Annotated in this window: 22 protein-coding genes; 11 read left to right on the top strand and 11 right to left on the bottom strand. The window is 63.9% G+C overall.

The features are described from left to right. Positions 1–3: 3 nt before the first annotated feature. Entirely contained in the window at positions 4–501 is a 498-nt protein-coding gene (locus tag AD664_RS14740; RefSeq protein ID WP_042732784.1) for a DUF6231 family protein, read from the bottom strand. A 192-nt stretch (positions 502–693) separates the two neighbouring features. Here AD664_RS14740 and AD664_RS14735 point away from each other — a divergent pair, with 192 nt between their 5' ends. The 4 genes from AD664_RS14735 to AD664_RS14720 all read left to right on the top strand — a co-directional run bounded on the left by AD664_RS14735 (position 694) and on the right by AD664_RS14720 (position 3,387). Then, positions 694–1,389, top strand: coding sequence for an OmpA family protein (locus AD664_RS14735; protein ID WP_053147526.1), 696 nt, complete (start codon positions 694–696; stop codon positions 1,387–1,389). Between the two features lie 90 nt (positions 1,390–1,479). After that, complete coding sequence (locus tag AD664_RS14730; RefSeq protein WP_053147524.1) at positions 1,480–2,205, top strand: OmpA family protein; 726 nt, start codon at positions 1,480–1,482, stop codon at positions 2,203–2,205. 158 nt (positions 2,206–2,363) lie between these two features. Beyond that, complete coding sequence (locus AD664_RS14725) at positions 2,364–2,636, top strand: DUF1145 domain-containing protein (protein ID WP_053147522.1); 273 nt, start codon at positions 2,364–2,366, stop codon at positions 2,634–2,636. Continuing rightward, positions 2,629–3,387 (top strand): hypothetical protein, encoded by a 759-nt coding sequence (locus tag AD664_RS14720; protein ID WP_053147519.1) that lies wholly within the window; start codon positions 2,629–2,631, stop codon positions 3,385–3,387. The genes AD664_RS14725 and AD664_RS14720 overlap by 8 nt, the downstream gene beginning before the upstream one ends. A 68-nt stretch (positions 3,388–3,455) precedes the next feature. On the opposite strand, the gene AD664_RS14715 is transcribed toward AD664_RS14720, so the two are convergent. After that, the gene (locus AD664_RS14715) at positions 3,456–3,920 is read right to left on the bottom strand and encodes a CopD family protein (RefSeq protein ID WP_053147517.1); all 465 of its coding nucleotides are present in this window, start codon (positions 3,918–3,920) and stop codon (positions 3,456–3,458) included. 99 nt (positions 3,921–4,019) lie between these two features. On the opposite strand from AD664_RS14715, the gene dinG reads away from it, so the two are divergent. The 4 genes from dinG (at position 4,020) to pdxH (ending at position 9,477) form a co-directional block, all read left to right on the top strand. After that, positions 4,020–6,164: an ATP-dependent DNA helicase DinG gene (dinG, locus tag AD664_RS14710; protein WP_053147515.1), complete on the top strand. Its 2,145-nt coding sequence runs from the start codon at positions 4,020–4,022 to the stop codon at positions 6,162–6,164. 264 nt (positions 6,165–6,428) lie between these two features. Then, complete coding sequence (locus tag AD664_RS14705) at positions 6,429–7,574, top strand: serine hydrolase domain-containing protein (protein ID WP_053147513.1); 1,146 nt, start codon at positions 6,429–6,431, stop codon at positions 7,572–7,574. A gap of 118 nt (positions 7,575–7,692) precedes the next feature. Further along, positions 7,693–8,805 carry an OmpA family protein gene (locus AD664_RS14700; protein WP_042731888.1) on the top strand — a complete coding sequence of 371 codons (1,113 nt, stop codon included), beginning with the start codon at positions 7,693–7,695 and terminating at the stop codon, positions 8,803–8,805. A 24-nt stretch (positions 8,806–8,829) separates the two neighbouring features. Beyond that, the gene (pdxH, locus tag AD664_RS14695; RefSeq protein ID WP_053147511.1) at positions 8,830–9,477 is read left to right on the top strand and encodes a pyridoxamine 5'-phosphate oxidase; all 648 of its coding nucleotides are present in this window, start codon (positions 8,830–8,832) and stop codon (positions 9,475–9,477) included. Here pdxH and AD664_RS14690 read toward each other — a convergent pair. Continuing rightward, positions 9,425–9,709, bottom strand: coding sequence for a hypothetical protein (locus AD664_RS14690; RefSeq protein ID WP_053147510.1), 285 nt, complete (start codon positions 9,707–9,709; stop codon positions 9,425–9,427). The genes pdxH and AD664_RS14690 overlap by 53 nt on opposite strands. A gap of 169 nt (positions 9,710–9,878) precedes the next feature. Between AD664_RS14690 and AD664_RS14685 the strand changes: the two genes are divergently transcribed. Further along, positions 9,879–10,343, top strand: coding sequence for a glycine zipper 2TM domain-containing protein (locus tag AD664_RS14685; RefSeq protein ID WP_003184697.1), 465 nt, complete (start codon positions 9,879–9,881; stop codon positions 10,341–10,343). Positions 10,344–10,454: 111 nt separating this feature from the next. Here the strand turns inward: AD664_RS14685 and nhaA are convergent, their stop codons facing one another. Next, a complete protein-coding gene (gene nhaA / locus AD664_RS14680) occupies positions 10,455–11,648 on the bottom strand; it encodes a Na+/H+ antiporter NhaA (RefSeq protein WP_053147508.1) in 1,194 nt (397 codons plus the stop codon). 268 nt (positions 11,649–11,916) lie between these two features. On the opposite strand from nhaA, the gene AD664_RS14675 reads away from it, so the two are divergent. Continuing rightward, a complete protein-coding gene (locus AD664_RS14675; RefSeq protein WP_053147506.1) occupies positions 11,917–13,011 on the top strand; it encodes a PLP-dependent cysteine synthase family protein in 1,095 nt (364 codons plus the stop codon). Between the two features lie 57 nt (positions 13,012–13,068). On the opposite strand, the gene AD664_RS14670 is transcribed toward AD664_RS14675, so the two are convergent. From AD664_RS14670 to AD664_RS14660, 3 genes are all read right to left on the bottom strand, one after another. Continuing rightward, positions 13,069–14,682: an NAD(P)/FAD-dependent oxidoreductase gene (locus AD664_RS14670; protein WP_047736955.1), complete on the bottom strand. Its 1,614-nt coding sequence runs from the start codon at positions 14,680–14,682 to the stop codon at positions 13,069–13,071. An 87-nt stretch (positions 14,683–14,769) separates the two neighbouring features. After that, a complete protein-coding gene (locus AD664_RS14665; protein ID WP_053147622.1) occupies positions 14,770–15,444 on the bottom strand; it encodes a COG3650 family protein in 675 nt (224 codons plus the stop codon). 79 nt (positions 15,445–15,523) lie between these two features. Next, the gene (locus AD664_RS14660; RefSeq protein WP_053147504.1) at positions 15,524–16,123 is read right to left on the bottom strand and encodes a short chain dehydrogenase; all 600 of its coding nucleotides are present in this window, start codon (positions 16,121–16,123) and stop codon (positions 15,524–15,526) included. A gap of 104 nt (positions 16,124–16,227) precedes the next feature. Between AD664_RS14660 and AD664_RS14655 the strand changes: the two genes are divergently transcribed. Next, entirely contained in the window at positions 16,228–17,142 is a 915-nt protein-coding gene (locus AD664_RS14655; RefSeq protein WP_042730100.1) for a LysR family transcriptional regulator, read from the top strand. Positions 17,143–17,190: 48 nt separating this feature from the next. Here the strand turns inward: AD664_RS14655 and AD664_RS14650 are convergent, their stop codons facing one another. From AD664_RS14650 to AD664_RS14635, 4 genes are read right to left on the bottom strand one after another with little or no spacing between them, the layout of a single operon-like run. Further along, positions 17,191–17,706 (bottom strand): DoxX family protein, encoded by a 516-nt coding sequence (locus tag AD664_RS14650; protein WP_053147502.1) that lies wholly within the window; start codon positions 17,704–17,706, stop codon positions 17,191–17,193. Continuing rightward, a complete protein-coding gene (locus tag AD664_RS14645; protein WP_053147500.1) occupies positions 17,703–18,464 on the bottom strand; it encodes a DNA-binding domain-containing protein in 762 nt (253 codons plus the stop codon). Before AD664_RS14645 ends, AD664_RS14650 begins: the two co-directional genes overlap by 4 nt. Continuing rightward, positions 18,461–19,348: a DUF692 domain-containing protein gene (locus AD664_RS14640; protein ID WP_053147498.1), complete on the bottom strand. Its 888-nt coding sequence runs from the start codon at positions 19,346–19,348 to the stop codon at positions 18,461–18,463. Before AD664_RS14640 ends, AD664_RS14645 begins: the two co-directional genes overlap by 4 nt. Positions 19,349–19,373: 25 nt before the next feature. Then, entirely contained in the window at positions 19,374–19,679 is a 306-nt protein-coding gene (locus AD664_RS14635) for a DUF2282 domain-containing protein (RefSeq protein WP_042730096.1), read from the bottom strand. Between the last annotated feature and the right edge of the window lie 73 nt (positions 19,680–19,752).

The raw sequence follows: 19,752 nt of genomic DNA, 5'->3' as shown, positions 1-19,752 counted from the left end.
CGGCTACCACCAGTATTTTCCAAAGTTTTCCGGGTTGGCCCAAAAGCGTGAGTTGAGCCAGTCGGGGACTTGCTTGTATTCAAGCAGATCGTAGGTGAACAGGGTCAGCACCTGTTCCTCGCGCTGGAATCGCTCATTGGCTTGCAGGGCCAGGGAAAAGAAGTCTGTCTCTTGCCAGCCGCAGGCGTTCAGGTCCGCGAGCACGGCGATACGGCTGGCGTTCAGGTTACGGATGCCACCCAACAGGTTCAGACCGTCGCGCTTGGGCAAATGCTCCAGGCAATCGAGCGCCAGGGCCAGGTCAAAACGCCGCGCCGCCACGTCCGCCGGCAAGGGGCCGGGGCCGGCATGCACCACTTGCGTGGCGGGGTGCGCCTGCTGGAACGCCTCGAGCGCGGGAAAGCCGCTGGCGCCGATCAGCAGCAGTTTTTGCGGGGCATAACGCTCAAGCACGGCCGCCAAGGCTTGCTGGGGCGTGCGCGAAGAAATGGCAACGGTCATCGAAGTTCCTCTGTCAGGGGCACCACGATAGCCTGCCCGGACATCGTGGCCTAGAGCGGTTTGCGCTTAACCGTGTCGAACGGTCGCAAACACGGGGCAAAAGTCGCGATTGCGTGAAGCTGGCGCAGATCCGAACTCGGGTCTTTACTCCCCTGAATCGGCGCCATGCCGATCCCTCAAGGAGAACACCCGATGAGCATAGTTCGGACAGCGTTACCCCTGGTTCTGCTAACCAGTGTGTTGACTGGTTGCGCAGGTTTGCAGAAAACCGACTGGCCGATCTGTGCGGCCACCGGTGGCGTCGTCGGCGCGGGGTTGGGCGCCATTGAAAGCAGTTCCTGGATCGGCCCGGGCGCGCTGGTGGCCGGTACCGTGGCGGGCGCCTGGTGCTGGGCCCATGGCGACGGCGACGAAGATGGCGACGGCGTGCCTGACAGCCGCGACAAGTGCCCGGGCACGCCGAAGGGCGTGCAAGTCGACGCCGATGGCTGCCCGCCACCTGCACCGGCGCCGGTGGTCGAAGCCCCCGTGGTGGTCAAGGAAGAAACCATCGTGATCCGCGACGTGCACTTTGAATTCAACAAGGCCACGCTGACCCCGACCGACAAAGAGGTCCTGAGCACCGTTGCGACCCGGTTGAAGCAGGAAACGTCCACGACGCAACTGCGGGTCACCGGCCACACCGACAGCGTCGGCAGCGATGCGTATAACCAACGGTTGTCGGAGAAACGGGCCAATTCGGTGGTGCAATACCTGGTCGAGCAGGGCGTGCCGCGCGCCAGTTTCGTTTCGGTGTCCGGTGTCGGGGAAAGCCAACCGGTGGCCGACAACAAAACCGCCGACGGACGTGCGCTGAACCGCCGGACCGAAATCAGGATAAACCGCTGAAGCCCTTGCCATCCGCGGCTTGTAGAGTTGCCGATGGCAGTCTTTACTCCTGTGTGACCGGTATGGGCCGGTGACACAGGAGCCTTCACCATGAACGTTCTAATCAGGGCCGCCTTACCGGTACTGCTGGCCAGCAGTCTGTTGTCCGGTTGCGCCACCCACAGCGATGGCAGCGCCTCTCTCAATCAACGTACCTGGCCGATCTGCAGTTTGATCGGTGGCCTGGCTGGCGGTGGCCTGGGCGCCATCCAAAGCAGTGGCTGGGCCGCGGGCGGTGCCGCGCTGGGCCTGCTGGGCGGTGGGTTGATCTGTTACGCCCAGGATGGCGATGAAGACGGCGACGGCGTGTTCGACCGCCGTGACCGTTGCCCCGACACGCCGGCCAACACCCCGGTCGAACATCACGGGTGCCCGTTGCCGCAGTACCCGGCCAGCGCGCCTGTGGCCGAGCCCGAGGCACCGGCGACGGAGGTCGTCACCCTCAACGATGCCGGCAAGGTGTTGTTCGATTTCGACAAGTCCGACCTCACGCCCGCCGCTCGAAGCCAGCTCGATGGGTTGATGGGCAAGCTGGGCCATGCCAACGTCGCCAGTATCCGCGTGGTCGGCCACACCGACAGCGTCGGGACCGAGGCCTATAACCAAGGGTTGTCCGAGCGCCGGGCCAGCAGCGTCGTGGAGTACCTGCTGACCCAGGGGTTGGCGCCGGACAAGCTCACCAGCGAAGGCAAGGGCGAAAGCGAGCCGGTGGCCGACAACGAGACTGATGAAGGGCGGGCGCAAAACCGTCGGGTGGACCTGCACATCCAGCGTTGAGTGCGCTTCGCTTCAGTGGGCCCGGGGCCGCCGGCTCGCCATGGCGCGATCCGGCGGCCATCGAGCCGCGTTAAATTAAATTTGCCCCCGCCTCTGGCTTATCGCGCGCGCTAGCCGTTACTGTGCGCCCAAAGAATAATGTTCGTCGGGGAGGACGTATGAAGGTGTTCTGGGGGCTGGGCCGCTTGTTGACCCTGCTGTTCTGGCTGGTGGTGCTGGTCAACCTGATCATGCCGCTCGTCCATCCGCTGCATCTGCTGGTCAACCTCGCCGGTGCCGTGTTGCTGGTGCTCCATGTGCTCGAACTGCTGCTGTTCAGGGCCAGTTTTCGGGGCCGGCCTGCGCCGGGCCGTGATCGCCTTCGCGTGCTGCTGTTCGGCATCTTCCACCTGCAAACCCTCCCGACCGCGCCAGAGGTTTCCCATGCGTAAATTGTGTCTGCTCGTCGCCCTTGTCAGTCCTTGGGCCTCGGCCCAGGTGCTCCAGGTAGAAAGCCATTCGCTGATGCGTTTGCCCAATACCACCAGCACCTTGACCCTGGAGCGGCTGGACGTGGCCGACTACGGCACGTTGCTGGTGCCATCCAATGTCACCGAGTTGTCCGTTGGCCAACTGCACCTGGGACGCGAAGCCCGGATCGCCATCGTGCCCGCGCAACAGGCATTGGACATGAAAGTGGTCCAGGCAGAGTTGGCCGAGGGCAGCCAGATCACCTCCCGCGGCGCCCCGGGCACCTACACGAAGGCGGCACGGCCGGGACGTGATCTCAATCTGCGTTTCAATGCCTTGACGGCGTCGCAGTTGTCCGTGGATGCCCGTGGGGGTGCCGGTGCGCCGGGTTACGTAGGCCTGGACGGTGCGAACGGCCAGGCGCCGGGTTGCACGTGGGGCGCGGCGGGACGTGGCGCCGACGGCAGCAATGGCAGCGACGGCCTGCCGGGTGCGGCCGGTGCACGGGTACGCCTCGAATTGCCGAATGCCTACCCGGCCGAGCAGATCAACGTGACCGTGGACGGCGGCGCCGGCGGCGCTCCCGGCCCGGGTGGCAAGCCCGGCCACGGCGGCAAGGCCAAGGGTTGCCTGGTCTATACCGCCGACGGTGGCAAGAGCGGCCGCCCTGGCGCCGATGGCCAGCCTGGGCCTGCGGGAGCGGCTGGCGTGGTGACGGTGCAGCGCTTCTAAGCACGCTACGGATCAAATGTGGGAGCAAGCCCGCTCCCACAGGATTTCGTATCCCGGCAGGGATCGCGTTAAAACATCGGTCGCGCCGCGCCGATCGCCACCACCAGCATGCCGATCAGCAGGTTGATGCCCACCAGCCTGCGAATCTTCCCCAGGGCCGCCGCGCCCGTCGGCCAGTCCTGCGCGGCCACGGCGCTGCGCAGCGGTGGCAACTGCAGGGCCTGGATGCGGATGAACAATGCCGTCATCACCACATACAAGCCCATCATCACCTGCACATAGCGCGGCGCGGTTTCAAAACCAGCGAAGCGCAGGTGGATCAGGCCTACACCGCTTATCGGCAAAAGTACCACCGCGACCCAGACCCAAATGAAAAAACGCTGAAACACTTCTACCCACAATGTCAGCCTGGCAGGCCCCTCAAGTGCCGTCATTGCGGCGGGTCGCAGGATCATCCAGGCGAAGAACATGCCGCCGACCCAGACCAGGGCCGCCAGTAAATGCAGGGTGTAGACGAGGGCAAAGGGTGTCATCGGGTTACTCCGTTCTGCGCAGGATTCATTAGCGGGGTATGATAGCCGCCGATCCGAACCACTGAAAATTTATCCAGCGTTTTTTAGCGCCCGACATTCATGATCAGCACCGAACTCAAAACCACGATCCAGGGCGCCTATTCGCGTTTTCTCGAAGCCAAGAGCCTGAAGCCGCGCTATGGCCAGCGCCTGATGATCGCCGAAGTGGCGAAAGTCCTCGGCGATATCGACACCGACGATGAAGGCCGGCGCAGTGGCGAGCCCGCCGTCGTGGCGGTGGAGGCCGGCACCGGTACCGGCAAGACCGTGGCCTACAGCCTGGCGGCGATTCCCAGTGCCAAGGCCGCCGGCAAGCGCCTGGTGATCGCCACGGCCACCGTCGCCCTGCAGGAGCAGATCGTCTACAAGGACCTGCCCGACCTGATGCGCAACAGCGGCCTGAACTTTACCTTCGCCCTGGCCAAGGGCCGTGGGCGCTACATGTGCCTGTCCAAGCTCGACATGTTGCTCCAGGAAGGCCAGGCGCAGACCGCCACGGCCCAGCTGTTCGAAGAAGAAGGCTTCAAGATCGAAGTCGATGAGGCCAGCCAGAAGCTGTTTACCAGCATGATCGAGAAGCTCGCCGGCAATAAGTGGGACGGCGACCGTGACAGCTGGTCCACCGCGCTGGAAGACGCCGACTGGGCCCGCCTGACCACCGATCACAGCCAGTGCACCAACCGTCATTGCCCCAACTTCGGCCAGTGCGCCTTCTACAAGGCCCGCGAAGGCATGGGCAAGGTCGATGTGATCGTCACCAACCACGACATGGTCCTGGCCGATCTGGCCCTGGGCGGCGGCGCGGTATTGCCGGACCCGCGAGACACGGTCTACGTGTTCGACGAGGGCCATCACCTGCCGGACAAGGCCATCGGTCATTTCGCCCATTACACCCGGCTGCGCTCCACCGCCGACTGGTTGGAAACCACCGCCAAGAACCTCACCAAGCTGTTGGCCCAGCATCCATTGCCGGGCGACCTGGGCAAGCTGATCGAGCAGGTGCCTGAGCTGGCGCGGGAGATCAAGACGAACCAGCAGTTCATGTTCACCGCTTGCGAGCAGGTGGCCGATTTCAAGCCGGGCGAAGACGTCGAGGGCCGTGAGCGACCCCGCCATCGGTTTGTGGGTGGGGTGATCCCCGAGCACATGCGCGAAATGGGCATCGAGCTCAAGAAAGGCTTCGCGCGCCTGACCGACCTGTTCACCCGACTGACCGACCTGCTCAAGGAAGGCATGGATGGCGAAGTGAACATCGGCATCGCCAGCAACCAGGCCGAGGAGTGGTACCCGCTGTTCGGCAGCCTGTTGTCGCGTTCCCAGGGCAACTGGGAGCTATGGACGGCCTTCACCGTCGAAGACCCGGAAGACAACCCACCGATGGCCCGGTGGCTGACCCTGGCCGAAAGCGGCTCGCTGTTCGACATCGAGGTCAACGCCAGCCCGATCCTGGCGGCGGACATGCTGCGGCGCAACCTGTGGAACGTCGCCTATGGCGCGCTGGTGACGTCCGCCACGCTGACGGCGCTGGGCACGTTCGACCGCTTCCGCATGCGTGCCGGGCTGCCCAAGAAAGCCGTGACCGCCGTGGTCCCGAGTCCTTTCCATCATGCCGATGCCGGTGTATTGCGGGTGCCGGACCTCAACGCCGACCCGCGGGATGCCGCCGGCCATACCGCGGCGATCATCCGCGACCTGCCGGCACTGGTGGAAGGTTCGCGGGGCACCCTGGTGCTGTTTTCCTCGCGCAAGCAGATGCAGGACGTGTTCGACGGCCTTGACCGCGACTGGCGCAAGCAGGTGTTCATCCAGGGCAACCTGTCGAAACAGGAAACCCTGAACAAGCACAAGGCGCGGGTCGACAGTGGGGATAGCAGCGTGCTGTTCGGCCTCGCCAGCTTTGCCGAAGGCGTCGACTTGCCCGGCGCGTACTGCGAACACGTGGTGATCGCCAAGATCCCGTTCTCGGTGCCCGACGACCCGGTGGAAGCCGCGCTGGCGGAGTGGATCGAGGCGCGGGGCGGTAATCCGTTCATGGAGATCTCCGTGCCGGATGCGTCGCTGAAACTGGTCCAGGCCTGTGGTCGACTGCTGCGCACCGAGGAAGACCGCGGCACCATCACCTTGCTCGACCGCAGGCTGGTGACCCAGCGCTATGGCAAGGCGATCCTGAATGCGCTGCCACCGTTTCGTCGGGAGATTTCCTGAAGCCCCGTCATTTTTATGGTCAGGGAGCATCTGTGGCGAGGGGATTTATCCCCTGGGACGCGAAGCGGCCCTGAAGCCGGGCGACTCGGAGTGCCAGGATAAACAGAGTTGGCTGTTCGGGGGCTGTTTCGCAAGCCAGCGGGGATAAATCCCCTCGCCACAAGGGCGGTGTCCAGCCAGCCGTCCTGTGGCGGTTCCCAAATGACCTAATGCCTGAAACAATGCCAGCCAATCTGAAAAGTCTTTGTTTCGAGGGAGTTGCGGGTGCAGATTCAAGGTCATTATGAACTTCAGTTCGAAGCCGTACGTGAGGCTTTCGCGGCGCTGTTCGACGACCCCCAGGAGCGCGGCGCCGCGTTGTGCATCCAGGTCGGCGGCCGGACGGTGATCGACCTGTGGGCCGGCACGGCGGACAAGGACGGCCATGAAGCCTGGCACAGCGACACCCTCGCCAATCTGTTCTCCTGCACCAAGACTTTCACCGCCGTCACGGCCCTGCAACTGGTGGCCGAAGGCAAGCTGCAGCTCGATGCCCCGGTAGCGCGCTACTGGCCGGAGTTTGCCGCCGCCGGCAAAGCCGCCATCACCCTGCGCCAGTTGCTCTGCCATCAGGCCGGGCTGCCCGCGCTGCGCGAACTGCTGCCACCTGAAGCGCTGTATGACTGGCAGGCCATGGTCGATGCGCTGGCCGCCGAAAGCCCCTGGTGGACGCCCGGCGAGGGCCATGGTTACGCCGCGATCACCTATGGCTGGTTGGTCGGCGAACTGTTGCGCAGGGCGGACGGTCGTGGTCCTGGGGAGTCCATCGTGGCCCGCGTGGCCAAGCCGTTGGGCCTGGATTTTCACGTGGGCCTGGCCGATGCCGAGTTCCATCGCGTGGCCCACATCGCCCGGGGCAAGGGCAACGTCGGCGACGCGGCGGCCCAGCGCCTGCTGCAAGTGACGATGCGCGAACCCACGGCCATGACCACGCGGGCCTTCACCAATCCGCCGTCGATCATGACCAGCACCAACAAGCCGCAATGGCGGCGCATGCAGCAACCCGCCGCCAACGGCCATGGCAATGCCCGCAGCGTGGCCGGTTTCTATGCCGGCCTGCTGGACGGCAGCCTGTTGGAAGGTGAAATGCTCGACGAACTGACTCGCCAGCACAGCTTTGGCGACGACAAGACATTGCTGACCCAGACCCGTTTCGGCCTGGGTTGCATGCTGGACCAGCCCGATGTACCGAACGCGACCTACGGCCTCGGCCCTCGGGCGTTCGGGCATCCGGGGGCAGGGGGCTCCATCGGTTTTGCCGATCCGGAACACGATGTCGCGTTTGGCTTCGTGACCAACACGCTGGGCCCGTACGTGCTGATGGACCCGCGCGCGCAGAACCTGGCGAGGGTCCTTGCCACTTGTCTGTAAACGCCATTGAAGGCAATGGGCATAGGAACCTCATGCCCTTTTCAGTTTCCAAGCGTCTGTTTATGTGGCCTGAACACGGCCTTTAATTTATTCATTTACATCATTTTGTGGATATCCAATGTCATCGAATAAAACCCTCGCTCTGGCGCTGTGCTTCGCTATCACCGGTTGCGCACAAACTCCACAAAATGATGCCGAAGGCGGCGGTAGCTGGTGGTCCTTCGGTTCCTCCGACAAGGTCGCGGCCAAGGACCCTGCACCCGCTGCACCGGCAGCGCCCCTGAAGCCCGCTGCCGTCGCGCCGCAGGCCAAGGCCGAGAGCGCCACGCACTGGTGGTGGCCGTTCTCCTCCGATGACAGCGCCGACGTGGCCAGTAAAGAGCCCGTGAAGCCCGAAGCCAAGGCGCCGGCCACGGTGGCCAAGGCCGAAGCCGAGAGCAATGGCAAGTGGTGGTGGCCGTTCGGCGGCAAGGAACAGGAAACCGCCAAGGCCGTGCCGATGCCCGATCCGAAGGTGACCCAGGCCTGGCTCGACGACTACGAGCCGAAGCTGCGCACGGCGATCCAGGACAGCAAGCTCGAACTTGAGCGTCGCGACAACGTGCTGGTGGTCACCGCGCCGGTGGACAGTTCATTCAACCCGGATCGCCCGGCCATGCTGCTGCCCGTAACCCTCGGCCCGTTCACCCGGGTGGCGAAGATCCTCGAAGCCGACCCGAAGACCGCCGTGCTGGTCCTCGGCCACGCCGACACCTCGGGCGCCGCGCCGGCCAACCTGAAGCTCAGCCAGGAGCGTGCCCAGGCCGTGGCGGCGATTTTCCGTCTCAGTGGCTTGCAGCGTGATCGCCTGATGCTGCGTGGCATGGGGGCGGTATCGCCCCGTGCCGCCAACGACAGCGCTGAAGGCCGCGCCTTGAACCGTCGCGTGGAGCTGCTGGTGACCCCGCAGAACACCATGGTGGCGCTGCTGAGCAAGTACAACATGCCGGCTCCGGCGCCCGTGACGATGGTGGCCGCCCAGGACGCGAAGCCTGCCGCCCCGGCCCCTGCCCCTGTGGCCAAGAAAGCCGCAGCGCCAGCGACCAAGAAAGCGCCTGCGAAAAAAGCCGCGGCCAAGGCTCCTGCCAAGAAAGCGCCAGCCAAGACCGCGACCCCAGCGAAGAAAACCCAACCGGCCAAAGCCGCCACGGACACCAAGAAAGTCGCGGCCGCCGATACGCCCAAGCAGTGATGGGCTCACCACAAGGAACGCGCCATGACCCAATCGCTGGCTGATATGCGCCGCGACTACACCCGTGATGGCTTGACCGAGGCCCTGGCCCCGGCCGAGCCGTTTGCACTGTTCCACCAATGGTTCGCCGAGGCGGTCAAGACCGAACAGGCGCCGGTGGAGGCCAACGCCATGACCCTGGCAACGGTGGATGCCGACGGCCGCCCCCATTGCCGCGTCCTGTTGCTCAAGGGGCTGGATGCCCAGGGCTTCACGTTCTTCACCAACTACGACAGTGCCAAGGGCCAGCAACTGGCGGCGAACCCGTTCGCGGCCATGACGTTTTTCTGGCCAGGCCTGGAGCGCCAGGTGCGCATCGAGGGCACGGTGGTGAAGGTCACGGCGCAGGAGTCTGACGCCTATTACCAGGTGCGCCCGTTGGGCAGCCGTCTCGGCGCGTGGGCGTCACCCCAGAGCCGGGTGATCGCCGGGCGCGGTGAGCTGGAAGATCTGCTCAAGGCCACCGAGCAGCACTTCAGTGACAGCCAACCCCACTGCCCGGAGCATTGGGGCGGCTATCGCTTGCTGCCCGAGCGCATCGAATTCTGGCAGGGCCGCCCGAGCCGTTTGCACGATCGCCTCAACTACCGCCTGCAAGGGGCGAGCTGGACGCGCGAGCGTCTGGCGCCTTAGCATCGGGGTAGTCTGCCGCGGCGGTTTTAAGCCACTGCGGCAGGTCCCGGCGCTTGATTCCTTGCTCCCGCGCACGAGCCAGATGTTGCAGCATGTAGGCTTTTTTCTGCTCATCCCCTGCTGCCAGCGACAACGCCAGGTCGCGGTCCACCCAGCGTTTGATCCGCACGTACAGCCACCAGTGGAAGTACAAACCGGCCACGGTGGTTGCGACGATGATGAAGTAATCCATGAAAAATCCCAGGTTGATGACGCAGGTTTTGGAAATAGACGCTACTGTTTGGTGAATTTTTCGGGCGCGCCTGTATCCCACCTGAATGAAAGCAATTTTATCCCGGCGAGGCCGTGACAGGCGTCAAGTTGGGGAGTTTAATGAATTCCTGTCTTTTGGAGCTGATGCTATGCGTAAGTCTGTTCTACTGGTTGCTTCCTTTTCTACGATGGCGATGTTGCTCACTGGCTGTCAGTCGAGCCTGACCGGTGACTCCTACTCCCGTGACGAGGCGCGTCGCGTGCAGACGATTCGCATGGGCACCATCGAATCCTTGCGTCCAGTCAAGATCGAGGGCACCAAGACCCCGATCGGCGGCGCGGCCGGTGCCGTGGTGGGTGGCGTGGGTGGCAGCGCCATCGGCGGCGGCCGTGGCAGCATCGTTGCTGCGGTCATCGGTGCTGTGGCGGGTGGGCTGATCGGCTCTGCCACCGAAGAAGGCCTGACCCGTACCCAGGGCGTGGAAATTACCGTTCGCGAGGACGACGGCAGCATGCGTGCCTATGTGCAGCAGGTTCAGGAGAACGAGGTGTTCCGTGTGGGTGAGCGGGTGCGTATCTCCACTGTCGATGGGACGAGTCGCGTATCGCACTGATGGGGTTGTTCTAATGGGGAAACGGCGCTTGGCCCTGGAGGGGAGAGCGCCGTTTTTTCTTTGAGGGTGCCTGACACAGGCATTGCCCTGTGCCAGTAATCTCTGCTGGGGTTAGCCCAACCCCGGCGTGGAAGCGGGCTTCCGGCTGGCGGCGGCGGTGATTGCGTAGCCCAGTAACGCCGCCAGGATCGAGCCGGTGAGGATGCCCATGCGGTCCATACCGGCGTAGTCGCTGACGCCGGGCTCGAAGGCCAGGGAACCGACGAACAGGCTCATGGTGAAGCCGATACCACACAGGATGGCCACGCCCAGCACCTGGCCCCAGTTGGCGCCGGCGGGCAGGTTGGCGATGCCGATCTTCACGGCCAGCCAGGTCAGGCCAAAGACGCCCAGGGTCTTGCCCAGCAGCAGGCCGATGGCGATGCCCATCGGTACGTGGTGGGTGAAGCTTTCGAGCGTCACGCCGCTCAGGGACAGTCCGGCGTTGGCGAAAGCGAACAACGGCAGGATGCCGTAGGCCACCCAGGGATGCAGGGCATGTTCCAGGGTCTGCAGGGGCGAGGTCTCGGCGTTTTTCGTGCGCAATGGGATGCAGAACGCCAGGGTGACCCCGGCCAGGGTGGCGTGGACACCGCTCTTGAGTACGCAGACCCAGAGAATCAGGCCCACGACCATGTACGGCCCGAGCTTGACCACACCCATCCGGTTCATCGCCACCAGCGCGGCGATGCAGGCGGCTGCCAGTATCAGGGACAAGGTGGACAGGGCGCCGGAATAGAAGATGGCGATGATGATAATGGCCCCCAGGTCGTCGATGATTGCCAGGGTCATCAGGAACAGCTTGAGCGACACCGGCACCCGCTTGCCCAGCAGTGCCAGGACCCCCAGGGCGAAGGCGATGTCGGTGGCGGTTGGAATCGCCCAGCCGGCGAGGGCGGCCGGGTTGTCGCGGTTGAGGAACCAGTAGATCAGCGCCGGGACCAGCATGCCGCCAATCGCCGCCGCGCCGGGCAGGACGATCTGCGAAGGCTTCGACAATTGGCCATCGAGGACCTCGCGTTTGACTTCCAGGCCGATCAGCAGGAAGAACAGGGCCATCAGGCCGTCGTTGATCCACAACAGCAGCGGCTTGGCGATCTTCAACGCGCCGACCTGGGCGACCACCGGGGTGTCCAGCAGGCCGTTGTACAGCCAGGACAGCGGTGAGTTATTGATGACCAGCGCCAGTATGGCGGCGGCGATCAGCAGCAGGCCACTGGCGGCCTCCAGTTGGAAGAAGCGTGTCAGGGAGTTACGTAGAGCCAAGATTTGCTCTCCATTCATCGAATCAAAAGTCGCCACACCCTAACCCGTACTGTTAGTTGTTAAAACAAAAGTTATATTCTTTTTTGTTATATGTCGTTACAACGACCCTGTCACGCGGTTGGGCAGTTACGGGCCATATTGGACCTTAGCTGTACCTGTGCGCGATGTCGGTTTTTTCCTAAGCTGGCAACTGGTTTTTCCGAATCAATCCGTGCCTGCCTGACCACGGGGGATATCCCCGTGTGAACCGATCCTGTGAGAAAACACCATGAACGACCATCGCCAGTGGGCGCGCGAAGCGATCCGCATCATCGAGGCTGATTTCCAGCGCAGCGCCGATACCCACCTGATTCCACTGCCGTTGCCGGGCCTGCCGGGCATCGAGCTGTATTTCAAGGATGAATCCAGCCATCCCACTGGCAGCCTCAAGCACCGGCTGGCGCGTTCGTTGTTTCTCTATGCGTTGTGTAACGGCTGGCTCAAGCCCGGCGCGCCGGTGATCGAGGCGTCCAGTGGCTCGACGGCGATTTCCGAGGCGTATTTCGCCAGGCTCCTGGGGCTGCCCTTTATCGCGGTGATGCCGGCGACCACCTCCAGGGAAAAAATCGCCCAGATCGCTTTCTACGGTGGCCAGAGCCATCTGGTGGAGGATCCTACGCAGATCTACGCCGAATCCGAACGCCTGGCCCGTGAGCACGACGGCCACTTCATTGACCAGTTCACTTATGCCGAACGCGCGACGGACTGGCGGGCCAACAACAACATTGCCGAATCGATCTTCCAGCAGATGCGCTTCGAGCACTACCCGGAGCCGAGCTGGCTGATCTCCAGCCCCGGCACAGGGGGCACCACGGCCACCCTGGGACGATACGTGCGTTATCGCCAGCACCACACGCGCGTGCTGTGCGCCGATGCCGAGCGCTCGGTGTTCTTTGACTATTACCGCAGCGGCGACGCCAGCCTGCGCCTGGATTGCGGCTCGCGCATCGAGGGTATAGGCCGGCCACGGGTCGAGGCGTCGTTCCTGCCGAAAGTCATCGATGCGATGGTCAAAGTTCCGGATGCCCTGTCGCTGGCGGCCATGCACTACCTGGCCCAGCGCCTGGGGCGACGGGTCGGTGGCTCCAGCGGCACCAACCTGATCGGAGCGCTGATTGCCGCACGGCAGATGGTCGACGGGGGCGAGTCTGGGTCGATCGTGGCGATCTTGTGCGATGGCGGTGAGCGTTATGCGACCACTTATTACGACCTCGCCTGGCTCAAGGCCCAAGGCTATGAGCTGGACGGATTGATCGCGGTCGTGGCGGCGAGTGTGGAGCGGGGAGAGGCGCTGCCCGAGAGCGTATTGCGGGCCAATATCTGAGCCACGCATCTTTTTTGTGGGAGCGAGCTTGCTCGCTCCCACAAAGCAGGTTTTTCGTCAGGCCTGGAGGCCGAGCATGTCTCGCGCCACGGCCTCGGCAATCCGGATCCCGTCCACGCCAGCCGAGAGAATCCCGCCCGCGTAACCGGCGCCTTCACCGGCCGGGAACAGGCCTTTGACGTTCAAGCTCTGCAGCGATTCATCACGGGTGATGCGCAGCGGCGACGAGGTGCGGGTCTCGATCCCGGTCAGTACGGCATCGTGCAGCGAATATCCGCGAATCTGCTTCTCGAATGCCGGCAGGGCCTCGCGGATGGCCTCGATGGCGAAGTCCGGCAGGGCCAGGGCCAGGTCGCCCAGGGAAACGCCGGGCTTGTAGGACGGTTCGACGCTGCCCAAGGCCGTCGACGGCTTGCCGGCGATGAAGTCGCCCACCAGTTGCGCCGGGGCTTCGTAGTTGCTGCCGCCGAGCACGAACGCGTGGGATTCCAGGCGCTCCTGCAACTCGATGCCTGCCAGCGGGCCGCCGGGGTAATCCACTTCCGGGGTAATGCCGACGACGATGCCGGAGTTGGCATTGCGTTCGTTGCGTGAGTACTGGCTCATACCGTTGGTCACGACGCGATTCGGCTCGGAGGTCGCGGCCACCACGGTGCCGCCCGGGCACATGCAGAAACTGTAGACCGAGCGGCCATTCTTGGCGTGGTGCACCAGCTTGTAGTCAGCGGCACCGAGTTTCGGGTGCCCGGCGTACTTGCCCAGGCGTGCGTTATCGATCAGCGATTGCGGGTGTTCGATACGGAAACCCACCGAAAACGGCTTGGCTTCCATGTACACGCCACGACCGTGGAGCATGCGGAAGGTGTCCCGCGCGCTGTGGCCCAAGGCCAGGATCACATGCCTGGAGTGGAGGCGTTCGCCGCTGGCCAGTTCGACGCCGACCAGTTGGCCGTCCTCGATGAGCACGTCGGTAACCCGCTGCTGGAAGCGCACTTCGCCGCCCAGGGCGCGAATTTCCTCACGCATGTTTTCCACCACGCCCGTCAGGCGGAACGTACCGATATGGGGCTTGCTGACGTAGAGGATTTCTTCCGGCGCACCGGCCTTGACGAACTCGTGCAAGACCTTGCGGCCGAGGAATTTCGGATCCTTGATCTGGCTGTAGAGCTTGCCATCGGAGAATGTCCCCGCGCCGCCTTCGCCGAATTGCACGTTGGATTCGGGGTTGAGCACGCTTTTGCGCCACAGGCCCCAGGTGTCCTTGGTGCGCTGGCGCACTTCCGGGCCGCGTTCGAGGATGATCGGCTTGAAGCCCATCTGCGCCAGCAGCAGGGCGGCGAAGATCCCGCAGGGACCGAAGCCGACCACGATCGGCCGTTCACTCAGTTCGCTCGGCGCCTGGCCCACTGCTTTGTAGCTGACGTCGGGCGCTTCGTTGATGTTGCGGTCATCGGCGAACTTGCGCAGCAGGCCGGCTTCGTCGCGCACCGTCAGGTCGATGGTGTAGATGAAGCACAGCTCGGAAGATTTCTTGCGTGCGTCGTAGCTGCGCTTGAACAAGGTGAAGTCGAGGAGTTCATCGCTGGCGATGCCCAGGCGCTGCAGGATGGCAGCGCGCAGGTCTTCTTCGGGATGGTCGAGCGGCAGCTTGAGTTCGGTGATTCGTAACATGGCGGGGTCCGGTTCGCGGGGCGCACAACTGCGCCAGGGCGTTCTTCAAACCGGCGATTATAAGCTGCAATCCCTCGCCGCAGTGAATCAGTCGTCGCGAGCGCCACCGAAATAGGCGCAGCCGCGCTGAACCTGGCCGTTGACCCGCACTTCGGCGCTCATGTGCTGGACACTGCCGGTGACGCTGTCGACGCAGCGCTGGGGCGCGACCCAGAGTTCGACCTTCTGGCCGTTGGCTTCGGTGCTGAGGTTGAAGCGGCCGTCCCCCAGTTGTTCCTCCAGGTAGGGCACCGCCAGGGCTGGCTGGCCTTCACGTTCGAGCACCAGGCCCTTGCCGTTGGCCTTCAGGTCCCATTGCGGACCATGCCCGGAGGCACGCAGGACCAGCCGCTTGAAATTGCCGTCGTCGCACGCGCTGCCCGAGCGTTCGAGGCGATACAACTGCTCCAGGTCCAACTGGCTGTCGGCCCCCGCCGTGGCGCTGGACAGAATGCGACCTCGCACATCGGCAAACAGCTTGCCCTGGTTGTCGGCCAGGCTCGCGGCCTGTTGCAACACGCTGGTGCCGCCGCTGTCGTTGACGATATAGCGGCGCTGTTCCTGGCAGGGCTGGAACACCAGCTTGCCATCGGCGGCCGTCAGTTCGCCTTGCATGCGCGTTTGCCCGGCGTGGGAAACGCTTTGGCGTGGCGCGTCGAGCAACTGGCAGCCGGCGAACAGCGGCAGGAGGGCGATAAACAGCAGGGAGCGGGCGGCACGCATCATTGGGTCTCCAGACAGGTGCCGCCACGTTACTCAGACTGATCCCGCATCACAAGCAGGAGCGTAGGCAAGATGCTGTTTAGCCCACGTGAAAGGTCTGACCGGTTTGTAGGCCTTCGACGCTTTTGGCGTAGGCCAATGCCACGTCGGCGGCGGGCACTGGCTTGTATCCGCGAAAGTACGGGGCGTACTTGTCCATCGCCTCCAGCAGCACGTTCGGGCTCACCGAGTTGACTCGCAAGCCCCTTGGCAACTCGATGGCCGCCGCGCGGACAAAACTGTCCAGGGCCCCGTTGACCAAGGCCGCCGACGCGCCGCTCTTGATCGGGTCGTGGCTGAGCACCCCGGTGGTGAAGGTGAAGGAGGCGCCGTCGTTGGCGAATTCGCGGCCGATGAGCAGCAGGTTGACCTGGCCCATCAGCTTGTCTTTCAAGCCCAGGGCGAAGCTTTCTTCGCTCATGTCGCCCAAGGGCGCGAAGGTGACATTGCCGGCGGCGCAGACCAGGGCATCGAAGCGCCCGGTCTTTTCGAACAGGGCGCGGATCGAGGCGCTGTCGCTGATGTCCACTTGCAACTCGCCGCTGTTGCGGCCGACGCGAATGATGTCGTGGCGCGGCGACAGTTCGTGGTCGATGGCCGAACCGATGGTGCCGTTGGCGCCGATCAACAGGATTTTCATGGGTTGTTCCTCTATGGATGGGAAGAGGTTGCAGTCTAGAAGGGTTCCTTTTGTTGATAATCGTGCTAATAGGCAACCTTTGGTTTTCAATTGGAAACAATCCAATGAGCGAAATGGATGACCTGGCGGCGTTTGCCGTATTGATGGAGGCCGGCAGCTTTACTCTGGCGGCGCAACAGTTGGGCTGTAGCAAGGGCCAGTTGTCCAAGCGCATCAGCCTGTTGGAAAGCCGCTTCAGCGTGGTGCTGCTGCAACGCACCACCCGGCGCCTGAGCCTCACGGCAGCGGGGGCGGCGTTGTTGCCCCAGGCCCAGGCGCTGCTGGTGCAGGTGGAAAAGGCGCGTCAGGCATTGGCCCGATTGAAGGACGACGTGGCCGGGCCGGTGCGTATGACGGTTCCGGTGTCGTTGGGCGAAACCTTCTTTGAGGGTTTGCTGGTAGAGTTCGCTCACACGTATCCCCATGTGCAGATCGAACTGGAACTCAGCAACGGCTACCGCGACCTGGCCCGCGAAGGCTTCGACCTGGCGATCCGCTCGGACGCCGCCATCGACGAGCGACTGGTGGCTCGGCCGTTGTTGGCGTGGCACGAAATGACCTGCGCCAGCCCGGCTTATCTCGACCGTCATGGCGAACCGGACACGCCCCAGGCCCTGGCGGAGCACCGCTGCCTGCTCAACAGCCATTACAGCGGCCGGGAGGAATGGTTGTACCACCAGCAGCACGAACTGCTGCGGGTCCGGGTGTCGGGGCCGTTCGCCAGCAACCACTACAGCCTGTTGAAAAAAGCCGCCCTGGCCGGTGCCGGAATCGCCCGGCTGCCGTCGTACCTGTTGCACGAAGAATTGGCTGACGGGCGCTTGCGACGGATCCTGAGCGGTTTTCAGACTCGGCGCATGCCGATGTACTTGGTGCATCCCTATCAAGGTGGCCTGCCCAAGCGGACGCAGGTGCTGGCCGACTATCTGATCGACTGGTTCAAGCGCAGCGGTGAAGCGTTGGACCGTCTCCAGGGATAGCGTCACACAGGCCCTGTTGGGAAGGCGCCTGCTCGCGAAAACAGTGGATCAGTCGCCAGTGCTGTTTTTGACACTGCGCTTCTGTGAGCAAGCTCGCTCCCACACAGCGACGCAGTGGTCGATTGACAGTTTGCCGGGCCCGCGTGCCATCAAGTAGAGCAGCACGGCGGCCCAGGTGCCATGGGTCGGATAGGCATCCGGGTAGACGAAGGTCTGGATGGTCAGGGTCATGCCCAGCAGCGCCAGCGCCGAGAAACGCGTGGCAAGCCCCAGCAGGATCAGCACGGGGAAAAAGTGCTCGGCGAATGCCGCCAGGTGAGCCGCGACCTCTGCCGACAACAACGGCACCGGGTATTCACTCTTGAACAGTGGAACGGTCGAGTCGGCCAGGTGCGGCCAACCGAGCTGGAAGGTGCCGTCGATCAGGTCGATGGCCAGCCCTTGAACCTTGGTCTGCCCGGATTTCCAGAACACCGCTGCAATGGAGAACCGCGCAATGCAGGCGATCAGGCTGTGGGGAATCTGTTCCAACAGGGCGATAGGGCGTGTGACGAGCGTGTTCATGGCAAGACCTTGTCGTGATGCAAGCGAGTGATGGCGTGGTGGCTGATCAGCAGCGCCAGGGTATGGCCTGGGTCGGCGTCCGGCGCAAAGGCCCACGCCTGGTCCAACGACAGGCCGTTTTGCAGGTGATGGAGGAAGGTGTATGTCGCGTGGTCGATGGCGAACACTTCGACGTCGAGCCCGTTGCGCAGGACCAGGGCTTGTTGTGCCTGGCCCGGATCGATGCCGGCGAGTGTCTCCCCGGCCTGATGAGCGGCCCAGATCGCCACGACCGCGAAGGCTGAGGCGAGCAGGTGCACGGACGGATGAAGCATCACGCGCAGCGTGCCCAGCGAGGGCGGGTCGGCGAGTGCCGCGGCCAGGAGCCCAAGGTCCGCGGCCTGGGCGTCAGCGGCGTGGTAGGCCAGTGTGCGCAGTCGTTCCAGCCGGGCCACATCCGCCAGGTACGGCACGGAGGACGCCGGTTCGAAACGCTCGATGAAATCCGCCAGGCCGGCGCCGTAGCGATTCATCAGTGGGCTGTCGGGTGCGCAGGCTTGCGCGTGAACGCCCGCCATGGCCTGGAAGAACTCATCGCCAACCAATTGCCGAACCACCGGGTAGCCGTCCGCCAATGCGTTGATCAATGAGCCCAGGACGTTGTTGCGATACACCGCGAAGCGGCTCGCCGGGTCGGCGCCGTTGGCGCAGCACAAACCGGGTGGGCACGCCTGCCGGGGGGCGAGCAGGGCGGCGGCGAATGTGGCCTGGCTGCTCATATCAGCCTCCGCGCGCCGTGCAGCAGTTCGTCGGCCTGGCGGGCTTCCTCCAACAAGACGCTGAAGGCCGGTACTTGGTTATCTCGCTCGATCAGGGTTGCCACCGGACCGATGCGCTCCAGCACTTGCCGATACAACGCCCAGACCGCCAGGTCGATGGGGGCGCCATGGTCGTCGATCAACAAACGGTCACCCAGGCTGTCGGCATCTTCGGCAAACCCGGCCAGGTGTATCTCGCCCACCGCGTGCAGCGGCAAGGCATCGAGATAAGCCAGGGGATCGCGCTGGTGGTTGACGCAGGACACGTAGAGGTTGTTGACGTCCAGCAGCAGGCCGCAACCGGTGCGGCGGATGACATCGCTGAGGAAGTCGGGCTCGTCAATGGTCGAGCGTTCGAATGCCAGGTAGGTCGCCGGGTTTTCCAGCAACATCGGGCGCTTGAGGGTTTCCTGCACGTGTTCGATGTGAGCGCAGACGCGGTCCAGCGTTTGCGCGTCGTAGGCCAGGGGCAGCAGGTCGTTGAGAAACACCGGGCCATGGCTCGACCAGGCCAGGTGTTCGGAAAAGGCTTGGGGTTGATAGCGTTCGATCAGTTCGGCGAGGCGCTTGAGGTGCACCTCATCCAGCTTGCCCTCGGTGCCGATGGACAGGCCGACGCCGTGCAGCGACAGCGGATAGTGTTCGCGGATCAAACCCAGGTAATGATGAAACGGGCCGCCGGCCACCATGTAGTTTTCGGCGTGGACTTCAAAGAAACCGATATCGGGCCTTGAACCGAGCACTGCTTGGAAGTGCCCGGTCTTGAGCCCCAGCCCGGCACGGGGCGGGAGCTCGACGCGGGCTGCCTGGGCGCCGGGGATAGCAGGTTTGCAAGACGTGGTCATGATCGACACTCAGGCAGCCAGGGGATCAGGACTTGGCTTTGAAGGCTTCGAGCTGGCCGAAACCGGTCGGCGACGTTTTGCTTTCGGTGGTCATGCAAGTGCCTTTCGGGACGAGTTTCCAGGCGTTGCCCTGGTAGTCCATCTTGGCGGTGCCGGCACAGGTCGTGCCCGCCCCGGCGGCGCAGTTGTTTTGCCCTTTCATGGCGACGCCAAAGCATTTTTCCATGTTGTCGTCAGCGGCGTGGGCGGTCGATACGGCGGCGATGCTCAGGGCGGAACCCAGGGCCAGGACCAGGGCGGAAGCGGACAGGGTGCGGGTGGTAGCGGACATGATGTTCTCCAGTTCTTCTTGGGAAATGAACCGGCGTGAGCGCCGGTCTGCTGAACTAGAGACGGGACGTGAG

Origin of the sequence: Pseudomonas sp. P97.38 (assembly GCF_001269745.1) — a bacterium.
GTDB classification, from domain to species: domain Bacteria; phylum Pseudomonadota; class Gammaproteobacteria; order Pseudomonadales; family Pseudomonadaceae; genus Aquipseudomonas; species Aquipseudomonas chlororaphis_E.
The sequence above is the reverse complement of the archived record's forward strand: the minus strand, read 5'-3'. Positions and strand labels throughout refer to the sequence as shown.